Source organism: Nonomuraea sp. NPDC051941 (genome assembly GCF_044593615.1).
Genome location: NZ_JBIUCF010000062.1, coordinates 1 through 25,993, shown reverse-complemented (window position 1 = coordinate 25,993; position 25,993 = coordinate 1). Strand labels below are relative to the sequence as shown.

Annotated in this window: 19 protein-coding genes; 5 read left to right on the top strand and 14 right to left on the bottom strand. The window is 68.6% G+C overall.

The features are described from left to right. Positions 1-192: 192 nt before the first annotated feature. Entirely contained in the window at positions 193-1,035 is an 843-nt protein-coding gene (locus tag ACIHFD_RS58615; RefSeq protein ID WP_397374331.1) for a serine/threonine-protein kinase, read from the top strand. After that, a complete protein-coding gene (locus ACIHFD_RS58610; protein ID WP_397374368.1) occupies positions 953-4,447 on the top strand; it encodes a protein kinase in 3,495 nt (1,164 codons plus the stop codon). The genes ACIHFD_RS58615 and ACIHFD_RS58610 overlap by 83 nt, the downstream gene beginning before the upstream one ends. A 3-nt stretch (positions 4,448-4,450) precedes the next feature. Here the strand turns inward: ACIHFD_RS58610 and ACIHFD_RS58605 are convergent, their stop codons facing one another. The 9 genes from ACIHFD_RS58605 to ACIHFD_RS58565 all read right to left on the bottom strand — a co-directional run bounded on the left by ACIHFD_RS58605 (position 4,451) and on the right by ACIHFD_RS58565 (position 15,915). Beyond that, positions 4,451-5,293 (bottom strand): hypothetical protein, encoded by an 843-nt coding sequence (locus tag ACIHFD_RS58605; protein ID WP_397374330.1) that lies wholly within the window; start codon positions 5,291-5,293, stop codon positions 4,451-4,453. 3 nt (positions 5,294-5,296) lie between these two features. After that, entirely contained in the window at positions 5,297-5,629 is a 333-nt protein-coding gene (locus tag ACIHFD_RS58600; RefSeq protein ID WP_397374329.1) for a hypothetical protein, read from the bottom strand. A 737-nt stretch (positions 5,630-6,366) separates the two neighbouring features. Continuing rightward, the gene (locus tag ACIHFD_RS58595) at positions 6,367-7,197 is read right to left on the bottom strand and encodes an NAD-dependent epimerase/dehydratase family protein (RefSeq protein ID WP_397374328.1); all 831 of its coding nucleotides are present in this window, start codon (positions 7,195-7,197) and stop codon (positions 6,367-6,369) included. Positions 7,198-7,205: 8 nt separating this feature from the next. After that, positions 7,206-9,404: an FAD-dependent oxidoreductase gene (locus ACIHFD_RS58590; protein WP_397374327.1), complete on the bottom strand. Its 2,199-nt coding sequence runs from the start codon at positions 9,402-9,404 to the stop codon at positions 7,206-7,208. Beyond that, on the bottom strand, positions 9,401-11,653 hold the full coding sequence (locus ACIHFD_RS58585; protein WP_397374326.1) for a hypothetical protein: 2,253 nt from the start codon (positions 11,651-11,653) through the stop codon (positions 9,401-9,403). Before ACIHFD_RS58585 ends, ACIHFD_RS58590 begins: the two co-directional genes overlap by 4 nt. 19 nt (positions 11,654-11,672) lie before the next feature. Beyond that, positions 11,673-12,524, bottom strand: coding sequence for a carbohydrate ABC transporter permease (locus ACIHFD_RS58580; protein ID WP_397374325.1), 852 nt, complete (start codon positions 12,522-12,524; stop codon positions 11,673-11,675). Next, a complete protein-coding gene (locus ACIHFD_RS58575; RefSeq protein ID WP_397374324.1) occupies positions 12,521-13,447 on the bottom strand; it encodes a carbohydrate ABC transporter permease in 927 nt (308 codons plus the stop codon). The genes ACIHFD_RS58580 and ACIHFD_RS58575 overlap by 4 nt, the downstream gene beginning before the upstream one ends. Continuing rightward, entirely contained in the window at positions 13,444-14,811 is a 1,368-nt protein-coding gene (locus ACIHFD_RS58570) for an ABC transporter substrate-binding protein (RefSeq protein WP_397374323.1), read from the bottom strand. Before ACIHFD_RS58570 ends, ACIHFD_RS58575 begins: the two co-directional genes overlap by 4 nt. Before the next feature lie 132 nt (positions 14,812-14,943). Beyond that, entirely contained in the window at positions 14,944-15,915 is a 972-nt protein-coding gene (locus ACIHFD_RS58565; RefSeq protein WP_350727282.1) for a LacI family DNA-binding transcriptional regulator, read from the bottom strand. Between the two features lie 168 nt (positions 15,916-16,083). On the opposite strand from ACIHFD_RS58565, the gene ACIHFD_RS58560 reads away from it, so the two are divergent. After that, the gene (locus ACIHFD_RS58560; RefSeq protein ID WP_397374322.1) at positions 16,084-17,220 is read left to right on the top strand and encodes a mandelate racemase/muconate lactonizing enzyme family protein; all 1,137 of its coding nucleotides are present in this window, start codon (positions 16,084-16,086) and stop codon (positions 17,218-17,220) included. Positions 17,221-17,280: 60 nt separating this feature from the next. On the opposite strand, the gene ACIHFD_RS58555 is transcribed toward ACIHFD_RS58560, so the two are convergent. The 4 genes from ACIHFD_RS58555 to ACIHFD_RS58540 all read right to left on the bottom strand — a co-directional run bounded on the left by ACIHFD_RS58555 (position 17,281) and on the right by ACIHFD_RS58540 (position 22,547). Continuing rightward, positions 17,281-18,663: an FAD-dependent oxidoreductase gene (locus ACIHFD_RS58555; protein WP_397374321.1), complete on the bottom strand. Its 1,383-nt coding sequence runs from the start codon at positions 18,661-18,663 to the stop codon at positions 17,281-17,283. 96 nt (positions 18,664-18,759) lie between these two features. Further along, the gene (locus tag ACIHFD_RS58550) at positions 18,760-20,751 is read right to left on the bottom strand and encodes an FHA domain-containing protein (protein WP_397374320.1); all 1,992 of its coding nucleotides are present in this window, start codon (positions 20,749-20,751) and stop codon (positions 18,760-18,762) included. Between the two features lie 204 nt (positions 20,752-20,955). Continuing rightward, positions 20,956-21,354 (bottom strand): hypothetical protein, encoded by a 399-nt coding sequence (locus tag ACIHFD_RS58545; RefSeq protein ID WP_397374319.1) that lies wholly within the window; start codon positions 21,352-21,354, stop codon positions 20,956-20,958. A gap of 275 nt (positions 21,355-21,629) precedes the next feature. Further along, on the bottom strand, positions 21,630-22,547 hold the full coding sequence (locus ACIHFD_RS58540; RefSeq protein WP_397374318.1) for an NADP-dependent oxidoreductase: 918 nt from the start codon (positions 22,545-22,547) through the stop codon (positions 21,630-21,632). A gap of 190 nt (positions 22,548-22,737) precedes the next feature. On the opposite strand from ACIHFD_RS58540, the gene ACIHFD_RS58535 reads away from it, so the two are divergent. Next, on the top strand, positions 22,738-23,682 hold the full coding sequence (locus ACIHFD_RS58535; RefSeq protein ID WP_397374317.1) for a hypothetical protein: 945 nt from the start codon (positions 22,738-22,740) through the stop codon (positions 23,680-23,682). Between the two features lie 139 nt (positions 23,683-23,821). On the opposite strand, the gene ACIHFD_RS58530 is transcribed toward ACIHFD_RS58535, so the two are convergent. Beyond that, positions 23,822-24,118 (bottom strand): hypothetical protein, encoded by a 297-nt coding sequence (locus ACIHFD_RS58530; protein WP_397374316.1) that lies wholly within the window; start codon positions 24,116-24,118, stop codon positions 23,822-23,824. Between the two features lie 581 nt (positions 24,119-24,699). Between ACIHFD_RS58530 and ACIHFD_RS58525 the strand changes: the two genes are divergently transcribed. Next, positions 24,700-25,860, top strand: a complete 1,161-nt coding sequence (locus tag ACIHFD_RS58525; RefSeq protein ID WP_397374315.1) for a DUF5685 family protein — start codon at positions 24,700-24,702, stop codon at positions 25,858-25,860. Positions 25,861-25,993 lie beyond the last annotated feature (133 nt).

The following is a 25,993-nucleotide window of genomic DNA, read 5'->3' as shown; positions in this document are numbered from 1 at the left end:
GTTGATGGTCGGCCACCACAGCAGGCACCGCAATAGGCAGCATGATCGCCAGAAACCTCCTGGGAGGTGGGCCATTTGGAGCGCGTACTACCTACCTCGGCAATCGAGGAGCCCGGGTCAGCGGACTGGGAGTCAAAGCGCAAAAGTTTATTGTCCTGCCGGGATGAGTGGTCCCCCTTTACTATCGGGATTATGGACGTTGGGACTCCGGCGGATGAGCTGAGAGAATGGTCCATCGGGGCGGAACTCGGGCGCGGCGGAATGGGAGTTGTCTACGCCGCCACGCGCCGGGACAGCGGGGTGACGGGTGTGATCAAACTGATGCGCCCGGAGCTCGCCGAGGCGCAGCCGACGGCCGCAGCGCTCTTCCGCCGCGAGATGGCCGCGAGCGTGGCCCTGCGACATCCCCAGATCGTCCGCACCCTTGCGGTGGGAGACTCGGCGGGTGCCCAGTTCATCGCCATGGAGCTGTGCGAGCGAGGGAGCCTCGCTGAGGTGCTGGCCAAGGATGGGCCGCTGGCGGCGGACAAGGCGGTTCCGATGTTCCTGGCGCTGCTCGACGGGCTCGAGTACGCACACGACATGGGGTTCGTCCACCGGGACATCAAGCCGCAGAACATCCTCCTGACCGCGGACGGCACCGCGAAGATCGCCGATTTTGGCCTGGCCAAGGCATTCGAGGTCGCCGGTTGGAGCGGGTTGACCCGTACCGGTACGACCATGGGCACGCCGGCCTTTATGCCCAGGGAGCAGGTGCTCAACTACAAGTACGCCAAGCCGGGTGTCGATGTCTGGGCCATGGCGGCAACGCTCTACTACGCGCTCACTGGCAGGACCTCACGGGACTTCCTCCCCGGCAAGGACCCGTGGCTGACGGTCTGCGCGACGAGGCCCGTCCCCGTGGCGGACCGCCGCGCAGACATACCTGTTGGCCTCGCCCGCGTTCTCGATCATGCCCTCGACGACAGCGGCGGTGTGCCGCACGCCGTGGTGGACGAGCTGCGGACCGGGTTGCTGCGAGCCTGGCATGGCTGACTGGGCCCCGGGAGCCGTCGTCGCAGGTGACTTCGTTGTCGAACGCGAGCTGGGCAGAGGCGGGTTCGGCCGGGTGGCGCTGGTCCACGGCCGCCGTTCCGGTGAGCGGTACGCGGTCAAACGGCTGACCAGCGCGGATCCGGCCGAGCAGGGCCGCTTGCTCGCCGAGGCGCAGCGCTGGGTCAGCCTGCCGGGGCACCCGCACATCACCGCCTGCCGCTTCGTCCGGACCATTGGCGACGAGGTGGCGGTCTTCAGCGAGTACGCGCCCGGCGGCTCTCTGGCCGACCGCGTCGCCACGGGCGATCTTAGGGCGGCGGAGATTCCAGCGATCGCCCTGCAGACTGCGTGGGGCCTGGACGCCGTCCACGCCCTGGGCATGCTGCACCTGGACGTGAAACCGGCGAACGTCCTGTTCGACGCGGACGGGACGGCCAAACTTGCGGACTTCGGCCTGGCCGCCAGGAGCGAGGTGGCGCCCGAAACGACCGCCCGGCTCGAAGCCGTGGTCGACTACCTCGCCGCAGACATGGGCGAGGTGGGCAAACACCTCGTGTGGTCGGCGCTGACGGCGAACAAGGACACTCTCGCCGCGGTGCCGAGCGGCCGCACCTCTGCCTACGCCTCCCCGGAGCAAGCCGAAGGTCGTACGGCTGGTCGCGGCGCTGACCTGTGGAGCTGGGCGGTCACCGTGCTGGAGATGTACGTCGGCGAGCGGCGTTGGCCGTCGGGCACGGTTGCGCCGTACATCCTCGACGCCGTTGAGCGTGGACAGCATGAGTGCCGGATCCCGGTCCCTGCTCATATCACCTGCATGCTCCGTTCATGCTTCGCTCTCGATCCGGCTGATCGCCCACGCTCGCTGTTGGAGGCCGCTGAAGCGCTGTTCCCGGATGCCCCGCATCTGACCCCGCCCGAGCGCCTCACCGTCCTGTCCTCGTCGGCGCCCCGCAGCCGCAAGTTGGGTGTGGGCACCGAATGGGACGATCCGCGGGGGTATCTGAATTTCGCCTACGAGAGAGCGGGCCGCGACCCGGCGGAGGCGGTCCAGTACTGGCCACGCAGGGGAGGTGGTTTCACCGCGCACACGCTGGCCGACCTGTACGGCTTCCAGCAGGCGTTCGACGTGCTGAGCACCGCCCCCACCAGTGAGGACCAGATCGAGGGCCTGGCCAGGATCCGGTGGAATCAGGCGCAGATACAGCGGGTGCTCGGCGACGGCGACAAGGCCATCCGGGATCTCGAAGCCGCCGCCACCCTCCTGGCGGACAGCGGCACGGCCCGGCATCATGCCATGCGAGCCGTGACACTCCACACGATGGCAACCGTACTCCGCGAGCAGGGCAGGCACGAGGATGCCATCGCCGCGGGCGACGAGGCGATCAGGGATACGGCGCACATAGAGGACCCTCGGGAGGCGGCCGGCCTCCGAGGTTCGGTGCTTTTGGCCCAGGCCAACGCAATGATCGTCGATGGCGGGACGGAGTCGGCCGTGATCGACTCCTTGAGGAACGCACGAAACGAACTCCGCGCCGCAGAGGATCCCGGCGGGCAGGCGCGAGTGCTCGCCCTCATGGCCGTCCTACGTGACCGCGCGGACGCACCGGAAGAGGCCGCGTCGCTCTGGGCCGAAGTGGACCGCTTGCTGGACCAGCTCGACGACGCGCGACAGGAGACCGGCTCCGATGAGCCTCAGGTGCTGCGGGCGCTCATGTTGAGGAACCGTGCCAAGCTCGCCTTCCGAATGGAGGACAAGCTCCAACACGCCAGGCAGGCCGTGGAGATCCTCAGCCCGCTCGTCGAGAAGTTCGGTCGCTACGACCTCTCGGCCGATCTCGCCTCGGCCTGTGTCGTGGCCGGATACGCCTATGAACACCTTGGTATGCCACAGGAGTCGCTCCGGTCGTACCGGCAAGGGCGGCTGCTCTACCAGGACGTGGTCCAACGGGACGGCCGCGGCAACCTCGCCGACGAGCTGAGCGAGTGTCTGGAATTCGAGTCCACACTCACGCTGAACCTGCACGGGGCCGAGCAGGCGTTGGAGCTGATCCGCTCCGCGGTCGACCTGTGGCAGCGGCTGGCCGATCTGGAGGGCATGGGCGAATGGGGCACCCAGCTCGTTCGTGCCCGGATCGGGCTGGCCATCGCATTGGAGGAGGCCGGTCTGCCTGGCGCGCTTGACGTGCTCGATCAGGGCGCGCGGGACTTGGCGGAGCTCGGGTCTCGCAGAACCCCGCATCTCATCGGCCTAGAGGCATTGATCCACCGGGAGCGTGGCGTCGTGCACCGCCGCGCCGGAGATCTGCAGGCTGCCTACGACGCGTGTGCCACCGCCCTCGCCCTGCTCAGGGAGGCGGGCGAGCAGCCGAGGAGCAAAGACATCCGGACGCTGACCCTGGAAACGATGAGTTCGGTGCTCACCGAGGCAGGCCACCTGGAGGAGGCTCTCGGAGCGCTGGCGGATGCTGCCGCGGAGACCGAGGCGCTGGTGGAAATGGGACACCACCCTCCCGCCGCGCTGGCAGGCTCCCGCCATCGGCTGGCCAACCTCCTGTTGGAGACAGGACGGCTGGAGGAATTCAGCGACGAGTCCGCGAAGGTGCTCGACCTGTACGCCGGCCTCCTCGCCGAAGGCCGGTCTGACCTGCGGTTCGAAGCTTTCCGCCTGGCCTACGCGCGTGCGTCGGCGCTGCACATGCTGGGGTGGCTCGACGCGGCGATCGACGTCTTCCGCCAGGCACGCGCGTTCGGAGCCGACCTGCCGGACGACGACGCACCGATGCGCTCGTTCCAGCGCCATCCTGAGATGGTTCGGCGCTGGCAGAGATGGGTGCCCGCGCGTGACGGCGGCGCTGCCGAGCCTCTCGACGCCACTCGGATGCTGCGCCTGTTGGACGACCAGATCGCCGACCTCGGCGCGCTGCGCACTGCCGCACCAGGCGACCTCGGCCTGCTGCTCGCCGACCTCACAACGAGGATGGAGCAGACCAGGCCTCTGGGGCAGGCGGGCAGGACGTATGAGGCGTCCCGGATCCTCGAACCGCTCCTGGGCAGTGCGCTATGGCTGAGCCGTATGCATCCTGGTGAGGAGACCGGAGCGCTTGTGGGTGAGATGGGGTTGCTCCTCGGGGTCTTTTCGCTGCATGCACACCGGAACAGAACCGCCGTACGCGGGTTCCGGACGGCCATCGACAGCTTCGGACAGCTCGCGGCGCGAGAGGCCGGGCAGAGGTACCGCGACAGGTGGTTCGAAGCGCACATCGCTTTGGCGGGGTGCCTGCAGGTGTGTGGGGATGGCGACAGCGTCCACGAAGTCGTGCGGAAGCTGGAGGGCAACGTCCGGCGCTGGGCCCCGCAACAGGCCGCGTACTGGTCTAACCGGATACGCCAGACTCTCGATCTTCTCGGCTGAGCGTCACGCCGTGGCGTTCGCCGGACTCACCGTCTCTTTGCCTGGATCGCCGTCAATGGACACCCGGCCCGCCGAGGCGAGGGCGTCCAGCACGCGGGAGAACTCGTAGAGTGGCAGGCCGGACCGCGCCTGCAGGGAACGCAGCTCGGACCTGCCGACTGCCTCCAGGGTGTCCAGCAGCACCTGTTCGGCAGGGGGAGGTTGCTCGATGATGGGCCGCAGCGATTCCACCAGCTCGCGCAGCGTCTTCTCGCCGACCAGCGTCTGAAGCGCGAGGCCCAGCAGATAGGACTTCACCTGGTCCGGCAGCGTGGATTCGCGGCCCGATCGCAGGGAGGAGATCCTGTCTTCGATCGCCTTGGTCTCGGTGGGCGTGAAATTCTGCAGCGTCGCGGCGCTGTACTGGAACAGCGCGTCCGCGCCCCGCTCGAACGGATACTTGTCCATGATCCTGCGGACCTGCTCCGAGCGGATCTTCGCCTGGCCTCGATCCACCGCTCGATCGGCGGCTGACAGGAGGACTGTGAGCACGGCACTCGGCCCGACCCCGACGACCTGGTTGCCCACCGTGACGTTGAACAGCGAACTGCGGAACAACGTACTCGAGCCGAACCCCGCAACCAGGACCTGCGTCAACTCCAAACCGGCCCCTGCGGCGCCGAATGTCAAGCCGAACTGCTTGATCATCCAAAGGCCGCTGACGGATCCCGCCAGGTTGACCACCACGTACAGTCCGGCGGGAAGCGAGACGAGCGCGCGCCACGGATCGTCCCGGTAACGGGACACCAACTCGGCCAACGCGACCAGCGCCCCGATGAGCCCAGCCACCACGAACGAGATCACCAAGGCTCAGGCCTTGTCGTACAGGGACACGGTCTCGTGCCCGGGAGGACCGTCCACCTTCAGCAGCCCTTCTTCGGTCAGCTCGGCCAGAACCGACGTGAACTGCAGGAACGGCAGCCCGGCCTGGACCTGCAACTCGGCGATGGGCAGTTGCCCGTCCGCCTCGACCAGCGCGCGGATGGTTTCGCGGGTACGGCCAGAACCGAGGGCGCGGCGGAACGCGCCCGACCTGTCGTCATCTCCGGCAGACCGCGCGTACTCGCTCGCCACGCTGTCACTCGGCTGGAGTCGGCGGGGAGGAGGCGGCATGTTCGAGGTCCCCGGAAGTTCACGTGACATGGGTGCTCTCCTGTCATCTGCGTTCACAGTGGGGTAGCGCCGAAGGCCGTGTCAATAGGCCAAGCGGGCGCGATCGTGCAGCTTGAGGCTCTGTGTCAATCCCCTGGAAACGTGGAGACAGTTCTTTGTCACAGCGGTCCTCAGCAGGGCCGATGAGGCTGTTCTCTTCTCGATCATGTGACGTTCGAATGTGATGGGCTGCCAAGCCGTAGTTGGCGCTGTGCCGCCAGGTGGTGTTGTAGAAGTCCGCGATCCAGGTTGCAATCTTCAGGCGGGCCTCGGCTCGGGTGCGGAAGCGGCTCTCCTGGTTCGGTCTCCACGTCATGAGGGGAAGCGCATCTGCCCCGGCCTCGATTCCTCCAGTTTTCTACCGGCTACTACGAAACGCTGCCGCCAGTTAAGAGCCGATGATCTACTCGCCAATGACCGAATGGCCTGCCTGGGAAACTCCCAGCGGCCATATGGCGCGATTGCGGCTCAGGGGCCAGCTTCCCCACGCGCTCACGTCAGTAGTCGGATCGACAGAGCCTCGGACATGGTCCTGATCTCCAGCACCGGTGTCGACGGAACGGTCAGGTTGTGGGACCTTGACCTCCGACGCGCCCGCGAAGACGCCTGCGCCCGCGCCCTGCCGGCCCGGAAGAGCACAACGATGGCCCACTCCTTGCTGACGAGGGACTGGGCCAGTTACGCACCCCGCGCCCACCCGATCCCGGCCACCTGCGCACAGGTCACCGTCACACGTGAAATTCCGCGCTGAAGCCCAGAACGCCGGTCGCCCTGGCCAGGTTCAGGGGGACCGTGCGGCCCGGCAGCGGACGGCGGATCTCGGTCGTGGGATGGAAACGGCGGAGCAGGTCCTCGGTGGGGTGGGAAACGAGGGTTTCCGGGGCCGCCACGGTGATGACGTGGCAGCCGCCGAGGGCGAGGCCGAGCAGGCACGCCCGGGCCGCGTCCCGGGTTTCGAGGTAGGCCCACAGGCCGGCCGCGTGCAGGCCGGGGTCCAGTTCGCACCTCCCTGCGAAGTCGAGGAGGCGCTCGTCGAAGCCGCCGACGTACGGCAGGCGCAGGGCGGTCACCGACATGCGGTGGCGTCGCGCCATCATCTGGGCGGTCAGCTCGTCGACCTGCTTGGACAGCGCGTAGGGATCCTCGGAAAGGGACAGCTGCTCCTCGTCCACCGGGGCGTATCGCGGGTGGAGGGTGCGCGCGGCGAAAGGAAGGCCCGAGATCGCCGTGCTGCTGGCCGTGCACACCTGCCTGATCCCGGCCCGGCCCGCCTGTTCCAGCACGGTGAAGGTGGCCTGGGTGTTGGTGGCGAAGACCTCCTCGGCCGGATGCCGTTCGGGGGTGGGGATCGCCGCGAGATGGATCACGGCGTCCGCCCCCTTGAGGGCCTTCCGTACGGCGTGCGAGTCCGTCGCGGATCCCGCGACGACCAGCTCGGCCTTCAGATCTCCCGGATCTTCCAGCACGAGGGCGTTGGCCGTGATCCCCTGCTGCCCGAGCAGGTCGAGGACGGCCCGGCCGATACGGCCGGCAGCGCCGGTGACCAGGACACGCTTCATGGGTCTACTCATACCGGCGAATACGCGCGAACCGCCACGACATGGGCGTACGGGGTCCCGTTGCCGGCGTCCACCACGATCCTCAGCGCGTCGGTGGTGACCGGCTCGAGGTCGTGGACGTTGCGGCGCCGCCGGTTGTCGCGCACCTCGGACACCGTTCGCCAGCCGCCGCCCTGCCGCACCTCCAACCGGTAGTCGCGGACCAGCGTGGGCATGACCTCGAACGGCGTGCGATGGTGGTGCAGGTTGATCAGGTCCTCGTTCACGTCGTCGTCGGCCAGCACGTCGACGCGGCCGATCGTCACCGGCGAGGGCCAGGACAGTTCAAGGGTGGCGGGCAGCCGGTCCGACACCCACATGTGGGGCCCCGCGTGCGGGCGTTGGAAGCCGTCGAGCGCCTTGGACGGCGCGAAGGCATCGGTCGGGCCGGTCCGATGGCAGAACGTACGGCGTAGCAGGCCCGAGTCGGACCACTCCCGCAGCAGTTGGGGTGCCTCGTCCTGGGGGCGCAGCGGAACCCGGGTCAGGCAGAGCACGCCGGGGGTGGGCCGGTCGGCGACGTGGAGGGCGAGGTCGGGGTTCGCGTGGATCAGGAGGAACGCGTTCTGCGCCCGAGCAGGCCGGAACGACAGATCCACGCGGACCCACTGGTTCTTCCCCGGTTCCACCGAAACGGTGTGCGAGGCGATCAGGTCCCGCGGCACGTAGTTCTGGCCCAGCATCGGATCGTAGAGGTCCACGATCAGCTCGGCCCCGGCCGCCGCGTCGAGCATGAGCTCCACCGAGTCCAGGGCCGGGTCGACGGGCAGGATCAGGCCGGCGTCCGCCTCCAGCGGCCAGGTCTCGGCCGAGGTCTCCACCTCCAGCCGGGACAACGTGCTCGACGCGGCGGCGGTGGCCGCGCGAGCGAGATCCGCGGGGTCCTCGTACGGCAGGCCGATGATCGAGCCGTCCTCCCGCAGGAGGGTCGTCTGCAGAGCGCGCACGTCCAGTTCCCGGGGGGAGACGCCGTCGGCGACGCACAATGCGGCCGCCGTGCCGGCCGCCTGGCCGATGGTGGCGCAGGTGGCCATGACCCTGGTCGAACCGAACGCCACGTGCGACGCCGAGATGTTCCGCCCCGCCATGAGCAGGTTGGGCACGTTCTGCGAATAGATGGACCGGTACGGGATGTGGTAGATCCCGTCGGCGTAGCGCTGCCTCGCGCCGTCCTCCTTCGCGTACATGCCCTGCGGCGGGTGCAGGTCGATCGACCATCCGCCGAAGGCGATCCGGTCCTCGAAGGGCGTCTGGCCCAGCACGTCATGCTGGGTGAGCACATGGTCGCCGAGGAAGCGGCGGTACTCCCGCTTGCCGGGCAGCGCGCCCACCCACTCCAGGGTCATGGTCTCGGCGTCGAACTTCCCCGAGTTCTTGATGTAGTCCCAGATGCCGTAGATGACCGACCACAGCTCGTCCCGGATGCGGTCGTTGTCGTGCACGGTGTCCAGCTCGCCGCCGAACTCGATCCACCAGTAGGCGCAGCCGTTGTCGCCCGCCCTGATGATCCGCCGCTCGGGGATCGAGGTTTCGGTGATGTCCTTGGCGAAGCCCGGCGGGACGTAACGGACCGGCTCGCCCGCGTCCTTGGTGTAGAAGAGCAGCGTGCTGCCGAGCGTGATGTCGTCGGGCACCTCGGGCGCCCACGGCTCGCCGTGCTCCGCGCGCCCCTCACGGCCGATCCGGTGGCGGGCGCCGGCCAGGTGGCCGACCAGCCCGTCCCCGGTGCAGTCCAGGAAGATCGGCGACTCGAAGGTGATCAGCCGTTCCGAGCCCATCATCCAGCCGGTCACGGAGTCGATCCGCCCCGCCGAGCACGACACCTCCCGTACGTCGGTGTTGAGGAAGAGCGCGATGTTCGGCTCCTGCCGCACCAGGTCGAGGACGGTCGTGTCCCAGAAGTACGGATTGCCGTGTGGGTTCCGGTACTGGTTCTCCAGGAAGAGCTCGCCCATGATGCCGCCCTCGCGGGCGTTGTGGTTCTTGCCGTGGCCGGTCGCCCCGACCACCCAGACCCGTACCTCGCTGCTGGAGTTGCCGCCGAGCACGGGCCGGTTGGTGACGAGGGCGACCGTACGGCCCAGCCGGGCCGCGGCGACGGCGGCGTTGACGCCCGCCAGGCCGCCGCCGACCACGGTCACGTCGCGGGAAAGGGTTTCCGATCTCATAGCTCCAGCCCGTAGTAGAGGCGCGGTGCGCCGTCCAGGGTGACCCGCACGCGGCGACCGGTGGCGGTGATGGTGCGTTCCTGCCCGATGCAGTCGATCTCCCGGACCGTCTGCCCGGAGGTCTTCAGCGACAGGCAGGTCTTGGTCGGCCAGTGGTCCTCCCAGGCCTCGGGATGCGGATACCACTGGTCCTCACCATGGTCCCGGTTGAGGATGTAGCCGTCCTTGCGGCTCCAGAGGACGGCCAGCTTGCCCCGCGGCGTGTCGAACAGCAGGCCCTTCAGATCCGGGTCGGCGAAGGTGAGCCAGCGCTTGAAGGTCGCGCCCTCCAGGTGGCGCGTGGCCGTGGCGAAGGCGAGCAGGGTGGGTTTGATGCTCGTGTCGCGGTTCAGCAGCCCGTGGTGGTATTCGGCGTTGTTCGGGTCCGCCTCCTGCGGGTGATGGATGGTGCTGTCGTGCGGCTGGTACCAGTTGACCCCGTCCACCCCTTCCGACAGGCAGAGGGCGAGTTGCAGGAGCGTGTTCTCCGCGGCCTGGCGGATCGTGTCGTTCCACCAGGCGTTGGGCCGGGTGCAGGCGTACGCCTCGGTCAGCCACAGCTCCTTGTCCCCGCCGTACTCGTCCAACGTCTGCCTGGCCTTGCGCAACGAGCCGAGGAAGTTCCAGTAGGAGCCGTTGGAGCCCTGCTCCCAATCCTCCGGCGGCGGGGCGTAGTCGGCGGTGAAGTTGCCGCGGCCCGGGTGGAAGGCGAACGCGTCGATCAGGTCCCAGCCGCCGGCCGCGTGGAAGTTGGCCGTCCACCGGTAGTCCATGCCGCCGAGGCCGCAGTTCATCAGCTTGATGCCGGAGTCCTTGAGCCGGTCGTGGATCGGCTTCAGACCGTCGCGCACGTATTCGGCCGCCTTCTGCCCCGACATCCAGGGCTGGTTCAGCTCGTTGGCCACCTCGAAGTAGGTCGCGCCGGACTCGCGGGCGATCCTGGCGCGGTCGTCCGCCCAGGCGGCGACCTGCTCCGCCGTGCCGTTGTAGATCACCCCACCGAGCTGGACGTTGTGCCCGATGCCCAGCGCGTCGAGTTCGGCGGGCGGGATGCCCGGCGCGCCGTCGTAGGCGATGCGCACCCACTTGACGCCGATCTTCTGCATCAACCGGCCGACCTGCTCCTTGTCCGGGACGAGCAGCCAGGTGTAGTTGGAGATGCCGAAGATGCCCTCGCTCTGGTAGGCGTGCGGCTTCATCGTGGCCAGGTTGGTGCGCGCGAACGCCTCCTCGCCGCCCGAGGCGGCCTTGACCTCGACGAACACGATGCCCTGCGAGGGCGCCGGCACGGTGAGCGCCTCGGTCCAGGCGCCGCTGGGCTCCACGGTCCTGTCGAGGCGGCCGCCGCCGAGCACGGCGCCGTTGAAGTCGCGCGCCCACCAGGTGAGGCTCACCGGCTTGGGCGCGGCGCCGCCGTTGACCACCTGGGCGTTCACGGCCAGGGCCGCGCCCGGCTCGTGGAGGCCAAAAGGCTGGTCGCTCCACACGTCCACGCCGAGCGGCGCGGCGGTCGCCACGGCGTTGGCCGCGCCCGGCCGCATGTCGCCGAGGACCAGCTCGACCTGGGTCGCCCCATCCTCGCCCGCGGGTGCGTGCATCCAGCTGGCGTTGGTGAAGGCAGGCCTTGAGCTCCACAGCCGGAAGTAGGCTCGGGTGTCCGCCCACGTTTCCTGATAGAGCGAGCCGGCGTTGACCTCGTACGGCACGCCGCCACGCGCGTCCTTGGTCCAGGCGGTGGCGGGCACGTACTTCTCGGGCGCCGTGTTGCCGATCAGGGTGCGGGAGAACATGTAGCCGGCGGGAGTCAGCGTGGCGCTGCCGCTCACCTCCCACTTCAGGCCCGCCCGGCGGGCGGCCACGGTGAACGTGCCGCGCACGGTCACCGCCGAGGCGCTCGCCGACATCTTGTAGACGACCTGGAGGGCGGGCTGCCCGTCCACGGTGGTCAGGCTCGGCGTGCCGCCGAACGTACGCTGCTGCCCGAGCACGCTGTCCTTGATCATGAAGTGGCCGATCCTGAGACGATCGGTTCCCGAACCGTCGCGGACCACGATCGAGCCGTCGGCCTCGGCGACAAGAGCGATGCCGTCGGCCGAGATCGACAGGCCGTCCGCCCGGGCGGGGGCGGCGGTGAGCGCGGAGGCCGCGCCGATCAGTGGGCCGGTCAGCGCGGCGGCCTGGAGGAGGGTACGACGGGAGACTTCAGGCACGGGGGTCTGCCTTTCGTGATTAGCCTTTGACACCGGTGAAACCGAGCCCGGCGACGACGTACTTCTGGAAGACCAGGAACAGCAGGACCGGCGGGGCCAGCGCCATCGCCATGCTGGCGATCAGCACGTCCTGCGGCGCCTGGTCGGCCAGCGTGGCCAGGGCCACACTGACGGGCTGCTTGTCCGGGTCGGTGATGGCCACGAGCGGCCAGATGAAGTCCTTCCAGCTGTGCATGATCGCGATCAGGCTGATGACGGCCAGGATCGGGCGGCTCATCGGCAGCACGATCCTGGTCAGGAGCTGCCAGGAGTTGGCGCCGTCCACCTTGGCGGCGGAGAAGAGCTCCGGCGGCAGCGCGTCGAAGAAGCGCTTGGCCAGCAGGACGTTGAAGGCGCTGGCCCCCGCGGGCAGCCAGATCGACCAGTAGGAGTCGACGAGGCCCAGGTCGATGATGGTCAGGAAGAGGCTGGTCATCGAGACCGTGTAGGGGACGAACATCGTGGCCAGGATCGCGCCGTAGATCAGCCTGCCGAGCCTGGGCTTCAGTACCGACAGGGAGTAGCCGGCGGTGATCGCCACGATGAGCTGGACGGCCCATGAGCCGCCGACGACCTGGAGCGTGTTGAGCAGGTAGTGGCCGATGCCCAGATCGTTCCAGGCGGTGCCGAAGTTCTCCGGCCGGGGATCGCCCGGCCAGAGTTCGAGCGGCTTGGCGATCAGGTCGGTGGCGGGGGAGACCGCGCCCTTGACGGTCATGTAGAGCGGGCCGATGCCGATCACCAGGAGGAGCGCGAGGATGAGCCACTGGACCGCGCGCACGGCCGCCCTGACCGCCGGGCGGCGCTCCTCGACGGGGGAGATCAGGCTCATGAGGAGCTCCAGGCGCGGGTGGCCTGCAGGTAGATCGCCGACATCAGGCCCAGGAAGATCGCCAGGAGGAAGGCGAGCGCGGCGGCCTGGCCGTAGGCGCCGTCCCGGAAGGCGTACCTGAAGATCAGCAGGAGGATCGTGAGCGTGCTGTTCTCCGGTCCGCCGTCGGTGAAGACGAAGGGCTCGGTGAACACCTGCGTGGTGCTGACCAGCTGGAGGAGGAGCAGCAGGCCGATGGTGGGGCGGAGCTGGGGCAGGGTTATGTGCCACAGCCTGCGCCCGATCGACGCGCCGTCCATCTGCGCCGCCTCGTAGAGCTCCGAGGGGATGGTCACCATGGCGGCGAGGTAGATGAGGACCGTGCTGCCCATCCAGGCCCAGGTCGACTGGATGACCAGGCTGAGCATCGCGGTCCTGGGCGACTCCAGCCAGGGGAAGGGGCCCACGCCGATCAGGCCCAGCAACTCGTTGAACAGGCCGTGCCCGGGATCGTAGAACCACTTCCACAGCAGGATCGCCACCACCGGTGGGATCACCACCGGGAGATAGACGAGGAAGCGGTAGACCCCGGCGCCCTTTCGCACCGTCGACATGACGGTGGCCAGGATCAGCGGCGCCGGGAACCCGATGAGCAGTCCCAGCCCGACGAACAGCAGGGTGTTCGCGATCGCCGTGTAGAGCAGCGGGTCCCGGACGAGCGCGGTGAAGTTGTCCAGCCCCACCCACGTGGCCGGGTCGACCAGGTTCGTCTCCTGGAAGGAGATCAGCAGCCCGCGGATCATCGGCCAGTAGGAGAACACGCCGAAGGCGACGAAGGCCGGGACGAGGAAGAGGAACGCCATGACGGAGTTGCCCCGCCTGCCGGCGCGTGGGGCGACCGTCACCGCCGGTTCGCGGCGAGCGAGGCGTGGGGCGAGCGTCACTGCCGGCTCGCGGCGAGCTTGGCGTTCACGTCGGTTTCGGCCTTGGTGAGGAGGACGTCGACGTCGGCGTCCCGGTCGGTCAGTACGGCCTGCACCACGCTGTCGAGCACGGCGTAGACGGCCTGGGCCTGCACCGGGGGTTCGGCGCGGAGCTGGAGCTTGGGGGTGCCCTCGATCCACGGCCGGAAGTGCTCGAGCTTGACGTTCACGTACGGCTTGACGGCTTCGTCGATCTTGGCCTGCTGGGCTTCGTCGAACATCGGCAGCGTCGGCACGCCCACGGCGGCGTTCGGGTCGGCCGCCAGCGCCTTGGCCCGTTCGGCGGCGGCGCCGGTGTCGTACTGCGGCTGGGCGTAGGCGAACAGCAGCCACTTGACGGCCGCGGCCGTCTTCTCGGCGGAGGCCGACTTGGGCACCATGTAGACATCACCGCCGGTCAGCGTGGCGTTCCCGCCCGCCTGCGGGAGCGGCCCGATGCCGAACGCGTCGATGTTCGGCATGCCGTAGGTCATCTTGGCCAGCCGGTACGTGCCAGGCGTGCCCAGGTACATCCCGATCTCGCCGGCGGCGTACCGCTTGATCACGTCGTTCTGGTCGTTGAGCTGGTTGTCACCCATGGAGTCGTCGGTCCAGCGCATCTCCTTGAGCAGAGCCAGCGCCCGCTTGGTCGGGTCGGCGTTGAAGGCCGCCACCCACGTGTCGCCGGCGGGCTTCTCCATCTCGCCGCCGAAGGTGTAGGTCAGCTTCGTGAGCTGCCAGCCGCCCTGGTTGTTCTTGGACTCGTGCACGAACCCGGCCTTGCCGGTCTTCTCGGCGATCCGCTTGGCCTGGGCCCGAACCTCGTCCCAGGTCGTCGGCGGCTTGTCGGGATCGAGGCCCGCCTTCGTGAACAGCTCCCGGTTGTAGACGAGTCCCATCGCGAAGGGCGATTGGGGCACGCCGTACACCTCACCGGCAGAGTCGCTCAGCGGCCGCAGGACCTGCGGGTTGAACTCCTTGTAGTGCGGCCACTTGGCCAGCTCCGCGGCCAGCGGCTTGACCTGCTTGCGGGCGATGAGCCCCTGCGGCTCGGTGAGCGGCACCTTGATCACATCCTCGACCTTGCCGCCGGCCAGTTTGGCGGAGAACGTCAGCGGGTCGTAAGCGGCCGAGGAGCCTTCAACGGCGATGCCGGGATTTTGCTTCTCGAAGTCGGCGACCATCTTCTCGAACGCGGCCAGGCTCGGCTTGTCGGTCGCCGGCGGCATGCCCTGGACCCTGAGGGTGATGGTGCCGGACTCCTGCCCGGCACCGGAGGACGATCCGCATGCGGCGACGGCCGTGGCCAGGACGGCCACGCCGAGGGAGGCGGTGATCTTCTTCATCTGAACTCCCGCGTTCAGGTCATAGCATTAAAAAGGGTGTTAAAGACGGCAGGGCGGGGCGGTGGTACGGCATGCCGTACCACCGCGGTTGTCGGTTTCGGTGAGTGGCGGACGGTACCGCGAGGTCTTCGGTCAGCTGTGGACGGGACCGGTCGAGGATCTGGGTATGAGCCGGGAGCCGATCTCCACGACGCGCCCGCCGCCCCGCCCGCCGATGGTGTCGAGCAGGAGGTCGGTGGCCCGGGTGGCGAGCTCCTCGGCCGAGATGCGGATGGTGGTCAGCGACGGGGTGGCGGTTTCGGCGAGCAGCGTGTCGTCTATGCCGATCACGCTGACGTCGCGCGGCACGTCGACGCCCAGCTTGGCGAGCTGGTGCAGCACTCCGAGCGCGACCAGGTCGTTGTGGGCGAGCACCGCGGTGGCGTCGGCGGAGGTGACCAAGGTGGCGGCGTGCAGGCCGGTCTCGAAGCGCGGCTCGTAGGGGCCGAGCTCGACGAGGGACAGGTCGTGCGCCTCGAACGCCTCCCTTATCGACTTGCCGCGGCTGTGCTCGGGCCGCGAGCCGTTGATGAAGACGCACCTGGTGTGGCCGTAGGCCTTCAGGTGCTCGGCCGCCTGGGAGATGCCGGCGGTCAGGGAGATCCGGATCTCCGGGATGCCGGGTACGTGCCGGTTCACCAGGACCACCGGCATGGTCTCCGCCAGCTCGCCCAGCCTGTCCTCCGAGAGGGTGGAGGCCCACAGGATCATGCCGTCGACCCGCTTGGAGACCGCGGCAATGGTCTCCAGCTCGTCGGACTCCCGCTCGTCGGTGTCGGCGGCCAGCACGGTGTAGCCGAGCCTGCGGGCCCGGGCCTGCATCGCCTTGAAGATCGGCGGGAAGAACGGGTTGGCGATGTCGGGGATGATCAGCCCGAGAGACTCGGTCTTCCCGCCACGCAGTGAGCGGGCCGCCGGGTTGGGCGCGTACCCCAGTTTCGCGGCCGTGTCCCGGATGCGCTGCAAGGTCTGGGGCTGTACCTGATCGGGGGCGGTGAACGCGCGAGAGACCGTCGAGACCGACACCCCGGCCGCCTGCGCCACCTGCCTGATCGTCACTGCCACGCTGTCCTCCTCGTACCGGTACGGAGGATGGTTGCAAACGTTCCCGGAAGCGTCAAGAGCGTTTCCTTGCGGTCACCAACCTGTTAAATCCGCTCTGGCCATCGCCGCAAGAAGGATGCATGATTGGATTTCTGAGAATCCCGGTAACGTTCTCATAGGAGTTCATCTGTGAAGATCACTGGTTGGGAAGTGCTCACGCTGCCCGAGCACGGCGACAGCATGATGCTGGTCGTCGTCGACACCGACGAGGGCGTGCACGGCATCGGCGAGGTGGGCATCCGCTCGCGGCAGAAGGCGGTCTCGGGGGCGATCGAGCATTTGGGCGAGCTGCTGCTGGGTGAGGATCCCACCAGGATCGAACACTTGTGGCAGGTGATGTTCCGCCGGGGCTTCTTCCCGGCCGATCGCATCCTGTCGTCCGCCATAGCCGCCATCGACGTGGCGCTGTGGGACATCCGGGGCAAGACGCTTGGGGTGCCGGTCTACGACCTGTTCGGGGGGCGGACTCGTGACCACGTCCCCGCCTACGCCCACCTGGGCGACGAGTACTACGACCTCGAGGCGTTCCTGGACCGGGCGCGGGCGCTCGTCGCGGAAGGCTGGCGGCACCTTCGCTTCGCCGTGCCCCATGACGAGGACGGCACCCTGGACCAGCGGGCCTCGATGCGGTGGGGCATCGACCTGTTCCATGCCGTACGGCAGGCCGTGGGGGACGACGTGGAGCTGATCCTCGACGTGCACACGCGGCTCGACCTGCCCGAGGCCGTGACGTTGTGCCGAGAGATCGAGGCGGCCAAGCCGTACTTCGTGGAGGACCCGCTGCGGTGCGAGAGCCTGGAGGTGTACCGGTCGTTGAGATCCCGCACGGCGGTGCCGCTGGCGGCGGGCGAGCAGTTCGGGTCGAAATGGGAGTTCCAGCGGCTCATCGAGCAGGACCTCATCGACTACGCCAGGGTGGACATCGCCGTGGCGGCCGGGCTCACCGAGGCCAGGAAGATCGCCGCCATGTGCGAGGCGCACTACGTCAAGCTGGCCACCCACAACCCGCTCGGCCCGGTGACGGCGGCCTCGTCGTTGCACCTGAACCTGGCTTCACCGTACATCGGAGTGCAGGAGCACCAAGCCCTGCCCGAGCTGCCGGACGTGTTCACCGCCCGGCCGGTGGTCCGAGGAGGTCGCTTCGAGATCCCCGACCTGCCCGGCCTCGGCGTCGACATCGACCGGGCCGAAGCCCGGAAATATCAGGCCATCGCCGCTGAACGCCCCCACCTGCGCACCCGTGACGGCGCCTTCACCAACTGGTGAGGGTTCTTGCTCGCGAACACTCCCGACCTGGCTGGCGGCTAGAGCCCGCACTCCAGTGGCTTACAGTTGGTCGGCCAGTCGCCGGGCCGCGACCTGTACGATGTCCCACGCGGTGGCGAACGGCGGCGCGTAGGACAAGTCTGACCAGGCTAAGTCATCGACGGTCGCGCCGTGCCACAACGCGGTGGCAACGGTGTCGATACGTTTGCCCGCCCCACGCCCGCCAACGATCTGCGCGCCCATCAGCCGATGATCCGACGGCGCTGCCAGCAGCTTCACCGCGACCGGCTCGGCCTCGCTCATGTAGCCGCTGGCCGTGCTGCCTTCGGTGACCAGGGACGTCACCTCGATGCCGGCGGCGGCTGCCTCACGCTCATTCAGACCGGTGCGGGCGATCTCCAAGTAGGTCGTGCCCTCAGCGAATCGGGTGATCGCAGTGCCCAGCACGCCGCCGAACCGCAGCGCGCCTGGTGTGACGAGGTTGGTGCCGACGATCCGGCCCTGTTTGTTGGCATGGGTGCCGAGCGGCATGTAGGTCCACGTGCCGGTGAGCCGATGCCGGGTCTCGCAGCAATCACCGGCGGCCCAGATCCCGTCGGCCAGGCTCCCGTCCGGCTCGGGTCGCAGACCGCCATTCGGGCCGCTCGGCAACGTGTCGAGGTCAAGGAACCCGGTGTTCGGCGTGACCCCCAGCGCCAGCACGACCAGGTCCGCCGGATAGCGCTCGCCTTCTGCGGTGTACACGCCACGCACTCGTCCGTCCGCCACGTCCAGCCGCACGACCGGTGAGCCGACCACGACCCGGACCCCCGCCTCGCGCATCCCCTTCTCGATGCGAGCGGACAGGTCCGGGTCCAAGGAACTCATCACCCGAGTCCGGGTGATCACGGTGACCTCGTAGCCACGTCTCCTGGCGGCCTCGGCCATCTCGACGCCGATGTAGCCGCCGCCGGCGACAACCACCCGGCCACTGCCCTTGGGCAGCCTCACGAGCAGGTCCAACCAGACAGCGCCGTCGGTGAGCGTTTTGACCGGCGCGACGCCGGCATACCGTTGCCCTGTGCTGGGGTGGACGGCCCAGCCCGGCACCACGGCCGACGCACCGGTCGCGATCACCAGCTCGTCGTAGCCCAACACCTGCTCACCGTCGGCATCCTGGTAGGTGACCGTGCGGGCCTGTCGGTCGATCCCGGTCGCGGTGGCGCCGAGCCGCAGGTCGATCCCGGCTGCCCGGTGCTCCTCAGCGGTGCGGGCCACCAGGGCGTTGCCACTGGACACGTCTCCGGCGACCCAGTAGGGGATGCCACAGGCGGAGTACGACGTATCGCCGGTCGCCTCCAGCGCGGTCACAGCCAGCTTGGTCCCGGCCGCCCGGATCGCCTGGTGCGCCGCGCTCATCCCTGCTGCATCGGCTCCGATGACCAGCAGACGGGTGGCGCTCACCGGGTCACGTCAATCGAGGCCATGGCTTGGAGCCTATCCAGCTCCGGACGGAGGCGGAGCCCTGGAGAGAAGCAGTGAGCTGACCTGCGGCGATGTCTACCGGGGGGCCTGTGCCGTTGGCCGTGACGATCGGCTTGCCGACCTGGAGATCAGCCTGGTGTGCTGTTCGCGCTCGCTGGCGAGTCGTGGAGCCCACACGGGTTCTCCACCCGAAACGGACGCGGGCTCCTCGCGGTAGAAGATGTCGATATCGACCTCTTCACCGCCCATGACCACTGTGTCCCACGCGTCGCTGATGACCAGGATGCGCAGAGTCTCAGCCGACAGCCGGCCGAGGTGGGCACGCAGGGCGGCGTCGTCGGGCAGGCCGGAGACGCGCTGTGACAGACGGCCCCGGACGATCCCGAGCCGGTTCATCAGTGTGTCGATGTCCGCGGCGACCTGCGCGTCGGAACTCGGAGCGGCCTGCGCGTCGGCGCTGCCTCTGGCGATGTTGTCCTTGATGGCACGGGTGACGCCATCCTCGTCGGTAGTGACCATCGCCTGCCAGGCGCGGCTCTTGTGCCGGTACTGGAGCATCGCCATGGCTGCCTCGTGGCGGATGAAGTCCGCGTCGCGGAAGGCCCGCCCGCGCCAGGCCTGGTTGAGCGACCGGGCCAGAGAGATGGCCGAGGCCAGCCCGCTGTTGAGCCCGCGACCCGGCCAGAAGTGGATGGCGTTGGCGGCGTCGCCGAGCAGGAAGCCGTAGGTGCCCGGAGTGGCGGACGTAGGGGCGTGCAGGCGCGCGGTGAAGCGCGGCCGCTGCACCATGTCGAGCCGGAAGGCGGTGACGGCGCTGAGGTTGTACTCGGCCACGCCGAACATCGCCAGCCCTTCCTGCACCCGCCGCCACAGGGCGGACCCTTTGATCAGGGCGGGCAGGAACAAGGTGCCGTGAGTGGAGCAGTGGAAGTCGCCGTCGTCGGTGCGGCCCATCATGCACGGGTTGGCGGCGACACACTCCTCGAACACGCGACGGACGGGATCGATGCCGATGACCTCCTCGGCCTCCTCGTCGGTGAGTCGCATGTTGAGGAAACCCTCGCCGCCCAGGGCGTTGAGCAGGTAGCGGTTCTGGGCCACGGTCAGCAGGACCGACATGGCGTCAGGCAGGTCGGACTTGACGCGTAAGCCCAGCACGACATCCTGCAGGTGCTTGCCGTTCAGGGAGTAGATCGAGCTGTCGGCGGTGCCGAACTTGCCGGTGAAATGCTCCCGCGTGCGCGAACGCCCACCCTCGCAGATGGCGAGCACATGATCCTGCTTCGCGCTGTCGCCATGCTCGTCGGGATCGAAGCGGGTGGGGACGAGCCGGATGCGGTCGGGCTTCTCGCCGGCCATCTCCAGGAGCGTGTCCTCGATGTAGGCGATGCGGAGGTTGCGCGGGGCTTGTCCTCGGATGGAGTCGGGGCCGGGCGGCCACATCTCGGAGTACGCCCCGGGCTTGAACAGCCGAGCCTGCACCGGGTCGGGGAGGTTCAGGTACTGGCGGCTCTGAACCGTGACGACCTGCTGGCGCCGTACATTTCCCTGATCTTGCCCCTTCCACGCGACCTGAGCACCGTCCTGGGTCCAGCGGCCGTCGTAAACAGTGACGACGACCCGTGATCCCATGAGGTGCTCCAGGAGGAGCGCGAAGCTCAGCCCGACGGGCCCACCGCCGGAGACGGTCACCCGGAGTACCGGCCCCGGATCGACCGATGGGGCGGGTCGCCTCGCCTGCGGCAGCGGGGATGCGCCGTAGACCGTGGCGACGTCGTCGGAGGGCAGGAAGCGGAACTGCTCGTCGCCGATCGTGATCAGGTCGCCCGGATGGAGCACCTGTGAGGTAACGCGCCTGCCGTTGACCAGCGTTCCGTTTCGGCTTCCCAGGTCGTGCAGGATGTAACGCCCTGCCTCGTGGCGTATCTCGGCGTGGCGGCGCGAAGCTCGTTCGCTGGAGAGCACCACGCTGCAGTCTTGCCTGCGGCCGAAGGTGGTCGGCGTGTCACCGAGCGGGAAGCGGCGGTCGGTGAGGGGGCCGTCGTGCCCGACGATGGAAGGGGGCATGATGCCTTCCTTATCGTGACAGGAGATCTAGCCATCGATGAATCCAAGTCCATCATGTGCGACCAGAAGCAGCCGCGTAAGTGCAAAGTACGCACATCGGTGAGTTACGTGGTCTGAGCTGCGGTTAAGCGGCGTGGTGGTATTCACTGATCATGCCCGCGACGACGGGTTTTCGGCGGGTGGATCGTAGGTCGTTGAGGTCGGTTACGTCGCGGGCTCGCAGATGGCGTTCATCCTCGGCGTCCGCGGCAGCGTGGTGATGATCGGCAGCCCTTCGGTTTCGAAGGCCCCTCTGAAGGCGGAGGTGAAGAGCGGATCCCGGTTGTGGATCAAGAACCGCAGTTCGGCGATGCGGTCACCCGGGTCCATGGCGAGGTTGCGGGCCTGCTGCACCGTCCATGCTCCGGTCGGGTGCGGGGTAACTCCTGCCAGGTGCAGGCGTCGGGTGCCGTGCTCGATGAAGACCAGCACATGTATGGTCTCGACCACGAGGAAGTCGCATGCGATGATCGCGTGGGCTTGAGCGGTCAGGAACTGCCGCCAGGTCGGCCCGGCCCGGCGGGGTGCGGGATCGATACCGGCGGCGTGCAGGATCTCCCACACCGTGGAGGCGGCGATCGGGTACCCAGGCGGGCCGACTCGCCTTGGATTCTCCGGTGCCCCCAGGTCGGGTTTTCCCGCGCCATCCGAACGATCAGTGTCTTGACCGACCGGCGGGTGCAGGGCCGTCCCGGGCGTCGCCTGTCGGTGAAGGTCCATTTACGCGCCACGAGGCTGCGATGCCGACGCAGGATCGTCGCTGGGGTGATCGGGAACAGCTCCGCCCACTGGCGACGGCGAACCAGCCAAGACTACGCGATGATCGCGTCCTCGAGTCCTCACGGACGAACGCGGATGACCGTCTTCCCCGTGCGTCGCTGGGTCGGGTTGAGGGCGGCGACGGCATCGTCGAGGGTCGCGACGTTGCCGATGTTCGTCCGCAGTCGTCCGTCCCGTACCCGCTGGACGATCTCACTCAGTTGGGCGCGATCGGACTCGACGACGAAGTCGATGGCCAGGCCGTCGGCGGGCCGCGCCTCGGGTGGCCCGACGACGGACACCAGTGTTCCTCCGACTCGGATCAGGCCTGCGGATCGCCTTCCGATGTCGCCGCCGATGACATCGAAAACCAGATCGACTTCGCCGACGTCTTCCAGCGCGTCGTTGTCAAGGTCGATGAACTCCTGGGCGCCGAAGTCGAGCGCTTTTTGACGGTCGGTGGCGCGTCCGGTGCCGATGACGTAGGCGCCGGCCTCTCGTGCGAGTTGCGTCACCATCGACCCGACTGCGCCGGCCGCGCCGTGCACGAGGACGCTTTGCCCTGCCTGGAGGCGGCTGTGCTCGAACAGTCCCTGCCACGCGGTCAGTCCCGAGATGGGCAGGCTCGCGCCCACCGTGAAGTCGACGTCGCCGGGCAGTGGTGCGAGGTTGCGTGCCTCGACGGCCACGTATTCCGCCAGGGTGCCGTCGCGGGTCCAGTCGGTGAGGCCGAATACGCGCTGTCCCACCGATCTGCCCGTGGTGCCGTAGCCGAGAGTGGTGACCACTCCGGCCAGCTCGTGCCCGGGGATCGACGGTGTTCGGTCACGGTCGAGGCGATCGGTCCAGGTCGAGGGCCATGCCATCTCGGTCGGGACGAATCCCGACGCGTGAACCTGAACGACGACGTCGTTCAGCGCTGGCTGCGGCTCGGGCCGTTCCACCAGCGTCATCCCGGCCGTTCCCGCGGCCTTGTCCGTCACCACAATCGCCTTCATCCGGAATCCCCCTATGTCTAGTCCTCGCCTACACGTGTCCGCGTATGACGTCATCTCCCGAGCGAGGTCGTACCCGAACACAAGTGGACCTTGACAGACGGCGCCCGGCACCCGCCGGCCGGTCAAGGCACTCATGGTGCGGATGGCTCGGGAGAACCCGGCCCGGAGGCATAGGCGGATTTAGAGCGAGTTGGCCCGGCCGGGCTATCAGATCGCGGCCTCCACGGTGTGGGAGATCTGGCGAGGCGCCGGTGTCGATCCGGCGCCTCGCCGGGCTGGGCCGACCTGGCGGCAGTTTCTGGCCGCTCAGGTACACGCGATCATCGCGTGCGACTTCCTGGTGGTCGAGACGGTATTGCTCAAACGGCTGTATGCGCTGGTCTTCATCGAGTACGGCTCTCGGCGGCTGCATCTGGGTGGGGTAACCGCGCGTCTGACCGGGGCGTGGACGGTCCAGCAGGCCCGCAACCCGGTGATGGACCTGGGGGAGCGCATCGCCGAGCTGCGATTCTTGATCCACGATCGCGATCCGCTCTTCTCCTCCGCGTTCAGAGAGGTGTTCGCGGCCGAAGGGTTTCGGATCATCGCCACCATGCCGCAGACGCCGAAGATGAACGCCATACTCAATATTCGAGCGGCACAGGATGAGTCTGGCCAGGTTCCGTACTCGTGCCATAAGGGCGACAGCACTGCGCCATCGAGCGAGAAGAAAGGCACAACGATCTCCGCGCCGAACGTGTGGAGACCGCCGGGCCCGGCCCAGCCGACCCGCTTATCCCCACCCCACCGAGCCCGCAGCTCGACGAGGCGCTTCAACGTAACACGACGTCCTCGCCGTAGCACGGGCAACGACTATCTGGACGGCATACCGATCCCCGGCGGTTTCGGTTACGCCGCGCGGGTGCCCGTCCTGGCATGGCTCAGCCAGGACGGGCAGGTGCGGCACGTGTCGTGGAACCTCACAGGTGGGAGATTTCTGGAGTACGCGGCCAACAGGTGGCGGCTTGCCATGATCCCGGAACTGGATCCGCACGCGCACGGCGCCGACCCTGCCGCACTCGTTGGCCGGCGCAAGCGACAGCCGTCATGGCGGTCATCGAGGCGCGTACCGGAGCACGCCTGCCAAGGCGCCTGATTCGACGAACCCCGTCAGGTGGCCGCGGCACGCTGGTGTAGGCATCGATCCGGTCCACCCGCCTTCCGCCCCGGCGCCGCTTCTCCGCCTGGCCGCCTGCGCAGCGGCACTCTGGGTCGGGCCGCGTCCCGCCGCGACCTCAACTGCGCGTGCGGTTCAGCATGACCAGCCCGGCGATGAACGACCCGAGCAGGACCGGTGACAGGACCGCGAGGGCGCCCCACACAACGAGGCCGAGATAGCCGAGCGCGGACGAACTGTGCGTCGGGTCGGCGTCAGCGGCCGCGAACAGCCCCAGGCCGAGGACAACGCCGGCCACCGTGAGCGCGATCGGCGTCCACAGGAGCACCCGGGTCCACACACGGTACGTCCGACTGTAGACACGCCGGGCCGCCGGCACATTCGGCCGCGGGGGATACCCGACGGATTCGCTCATGCCCCATTTGTACCAGCCGTGTAGGTCCCGCGCCGCCAGGGCCGGTCGTGGCGGTGGGGGGGATCGTTAGTGGGTCGTCATGGGGTACAGGTAGACGTTCGGCGTGCATCCGTACTCGTCCAGTTCCCCCGAGATGCGGTCGAAGTCGGTGAACCGGAAGGACGCGGCGCCGTCGGGCCGCATCGCGACGACGAGCTCAGCGCCCTCGCCGGGCCTGCACCACGTCGGCAGAGGGTGTATCTGCTCCGGTGGATGACCCCAAGCTGGTCAGGTGCGGGCCCAGACGTAACGACTTGCCGCTGGCCATCCGTTCTGAGCTTCTAACGGCTTCCGCAGTTGCCCGCGGGTGGTGGTCAGACAAGCGGCGCGGCCGCGCACCGAGCCGGATCCGATCACGGCAAACGATGGCCATGTGGGTACCCGTTGTCCAAACGATTTTGGTCCTTTCAGGTCGGCAGGCGCAGTGCTCCAGGCCGGTCGGTGAGGGCACCTTCTCCTTCCTGCGGATCCGTTCGCCGCCGCGGTATCTACCGACGGCCTGGTGCTACGGTTGGCTCTTTAATGCGCACATAAGGGGACGTATGTTCGGCATTGTCCGCCCGTGTCGGCACGTCCTGTGCAAGGGGCTCTACGCGGACTGGATGGGTCACCTGTGCGGGCTCTGCCTGGCGCTCCGCGACGAGCACGGACATCTGTCGCGCCTGGTGACCAACTACGACGGCCTGCTCGTGTCCGTCCTCACCGAGGCCCAGTCGCCCACGTCCGCGTCGCGCCGGAGGGCGGGCCCGTGTGCGCTACGCGGTTTCAAGGGCGCCGACGTAGTGGAGTCCGAGGGGGTACGGCTGGCGGCCTCGGTGTCGCTGCTCCTGGCGGCCGGCAAGGTGAGCGACCACGTAGCGGACGGGGACGGCGTGTACGCCCGCCGCCCGGTGGCCGCCGGCGCCACCCGCCTGGCGGGCCGCTGGTCCTCGGCCGGCACGGCCATGGCCGGCACGCTGGGGTTCGACCCCACCCCGCTGACGGCGGCGGCCGACCGCCAGACCCTCCTGGAACGCGCCCACGCCCAGGCGTCCCCGAGGAGCAGCGCGGCGCCCGGGTTACGAGAGTTGACAGGGCCCACCGAGGACGCCGTAGCCGCCGCGTTCGCGCACACCGCAGTGCTCGCGGGGAAGCCGCACAACCGGGAGGCCCTGGAGGCGGCCGGTCGCGGATTCGGGAAGCTGGCACACCTGATCGACGCGGTGGAGGACCTGGCCGACGACCGGGCGTCCGGGGCGTACAACCCGCTGGCCGCCACCGGCACCGGCCTGGACGAGGCGCGCCGCCACTGCGACGCCGCGCACGCCGAGCTGCGCGCCGCCGTGGACGAGCTGGACCTGCCCCGACCTGGCCTGACGCGAGCCCTGCTGGTGCGGGAGACCAGCAGTGCCGTCTCCCGAGCCTTCGCCACCGCCGCAACCCACGGCACCGGCCACACGCCCGGACACGCGCCCGGCGATCCCGGCGCGCCGCCGGGACAACGGCCGCCGAAGCGGGATCCCGGCGGGCTGCTGTCGCTGGCGTGCGCCGCACTGACCTGCTGCACGTGCGGCCTGTACCGGCCCGCCTGGGACGAGGACCGCGAGGGCTCCTTCTGCGAGCGCTTCGACTGCTCCGGCTACGACTGCTGCGGCAACTGCTGCTCCTGCTGCCCGGGCGAGGACGGCTGTTGCTGCGACGGCTGCAGCTGCGGCTGCGACTGACCGCCGCGGGAGTCAGGTCAGCAGGGTCTGGGCGATAACTTCTAATCCGACGGTCGCAGGTTCGAATCCTGCAGGGCGCGCTTCTCCACCTGGGCAAACTCAGGCCACGCCCGTGCGCTGGGACGGCATGGGG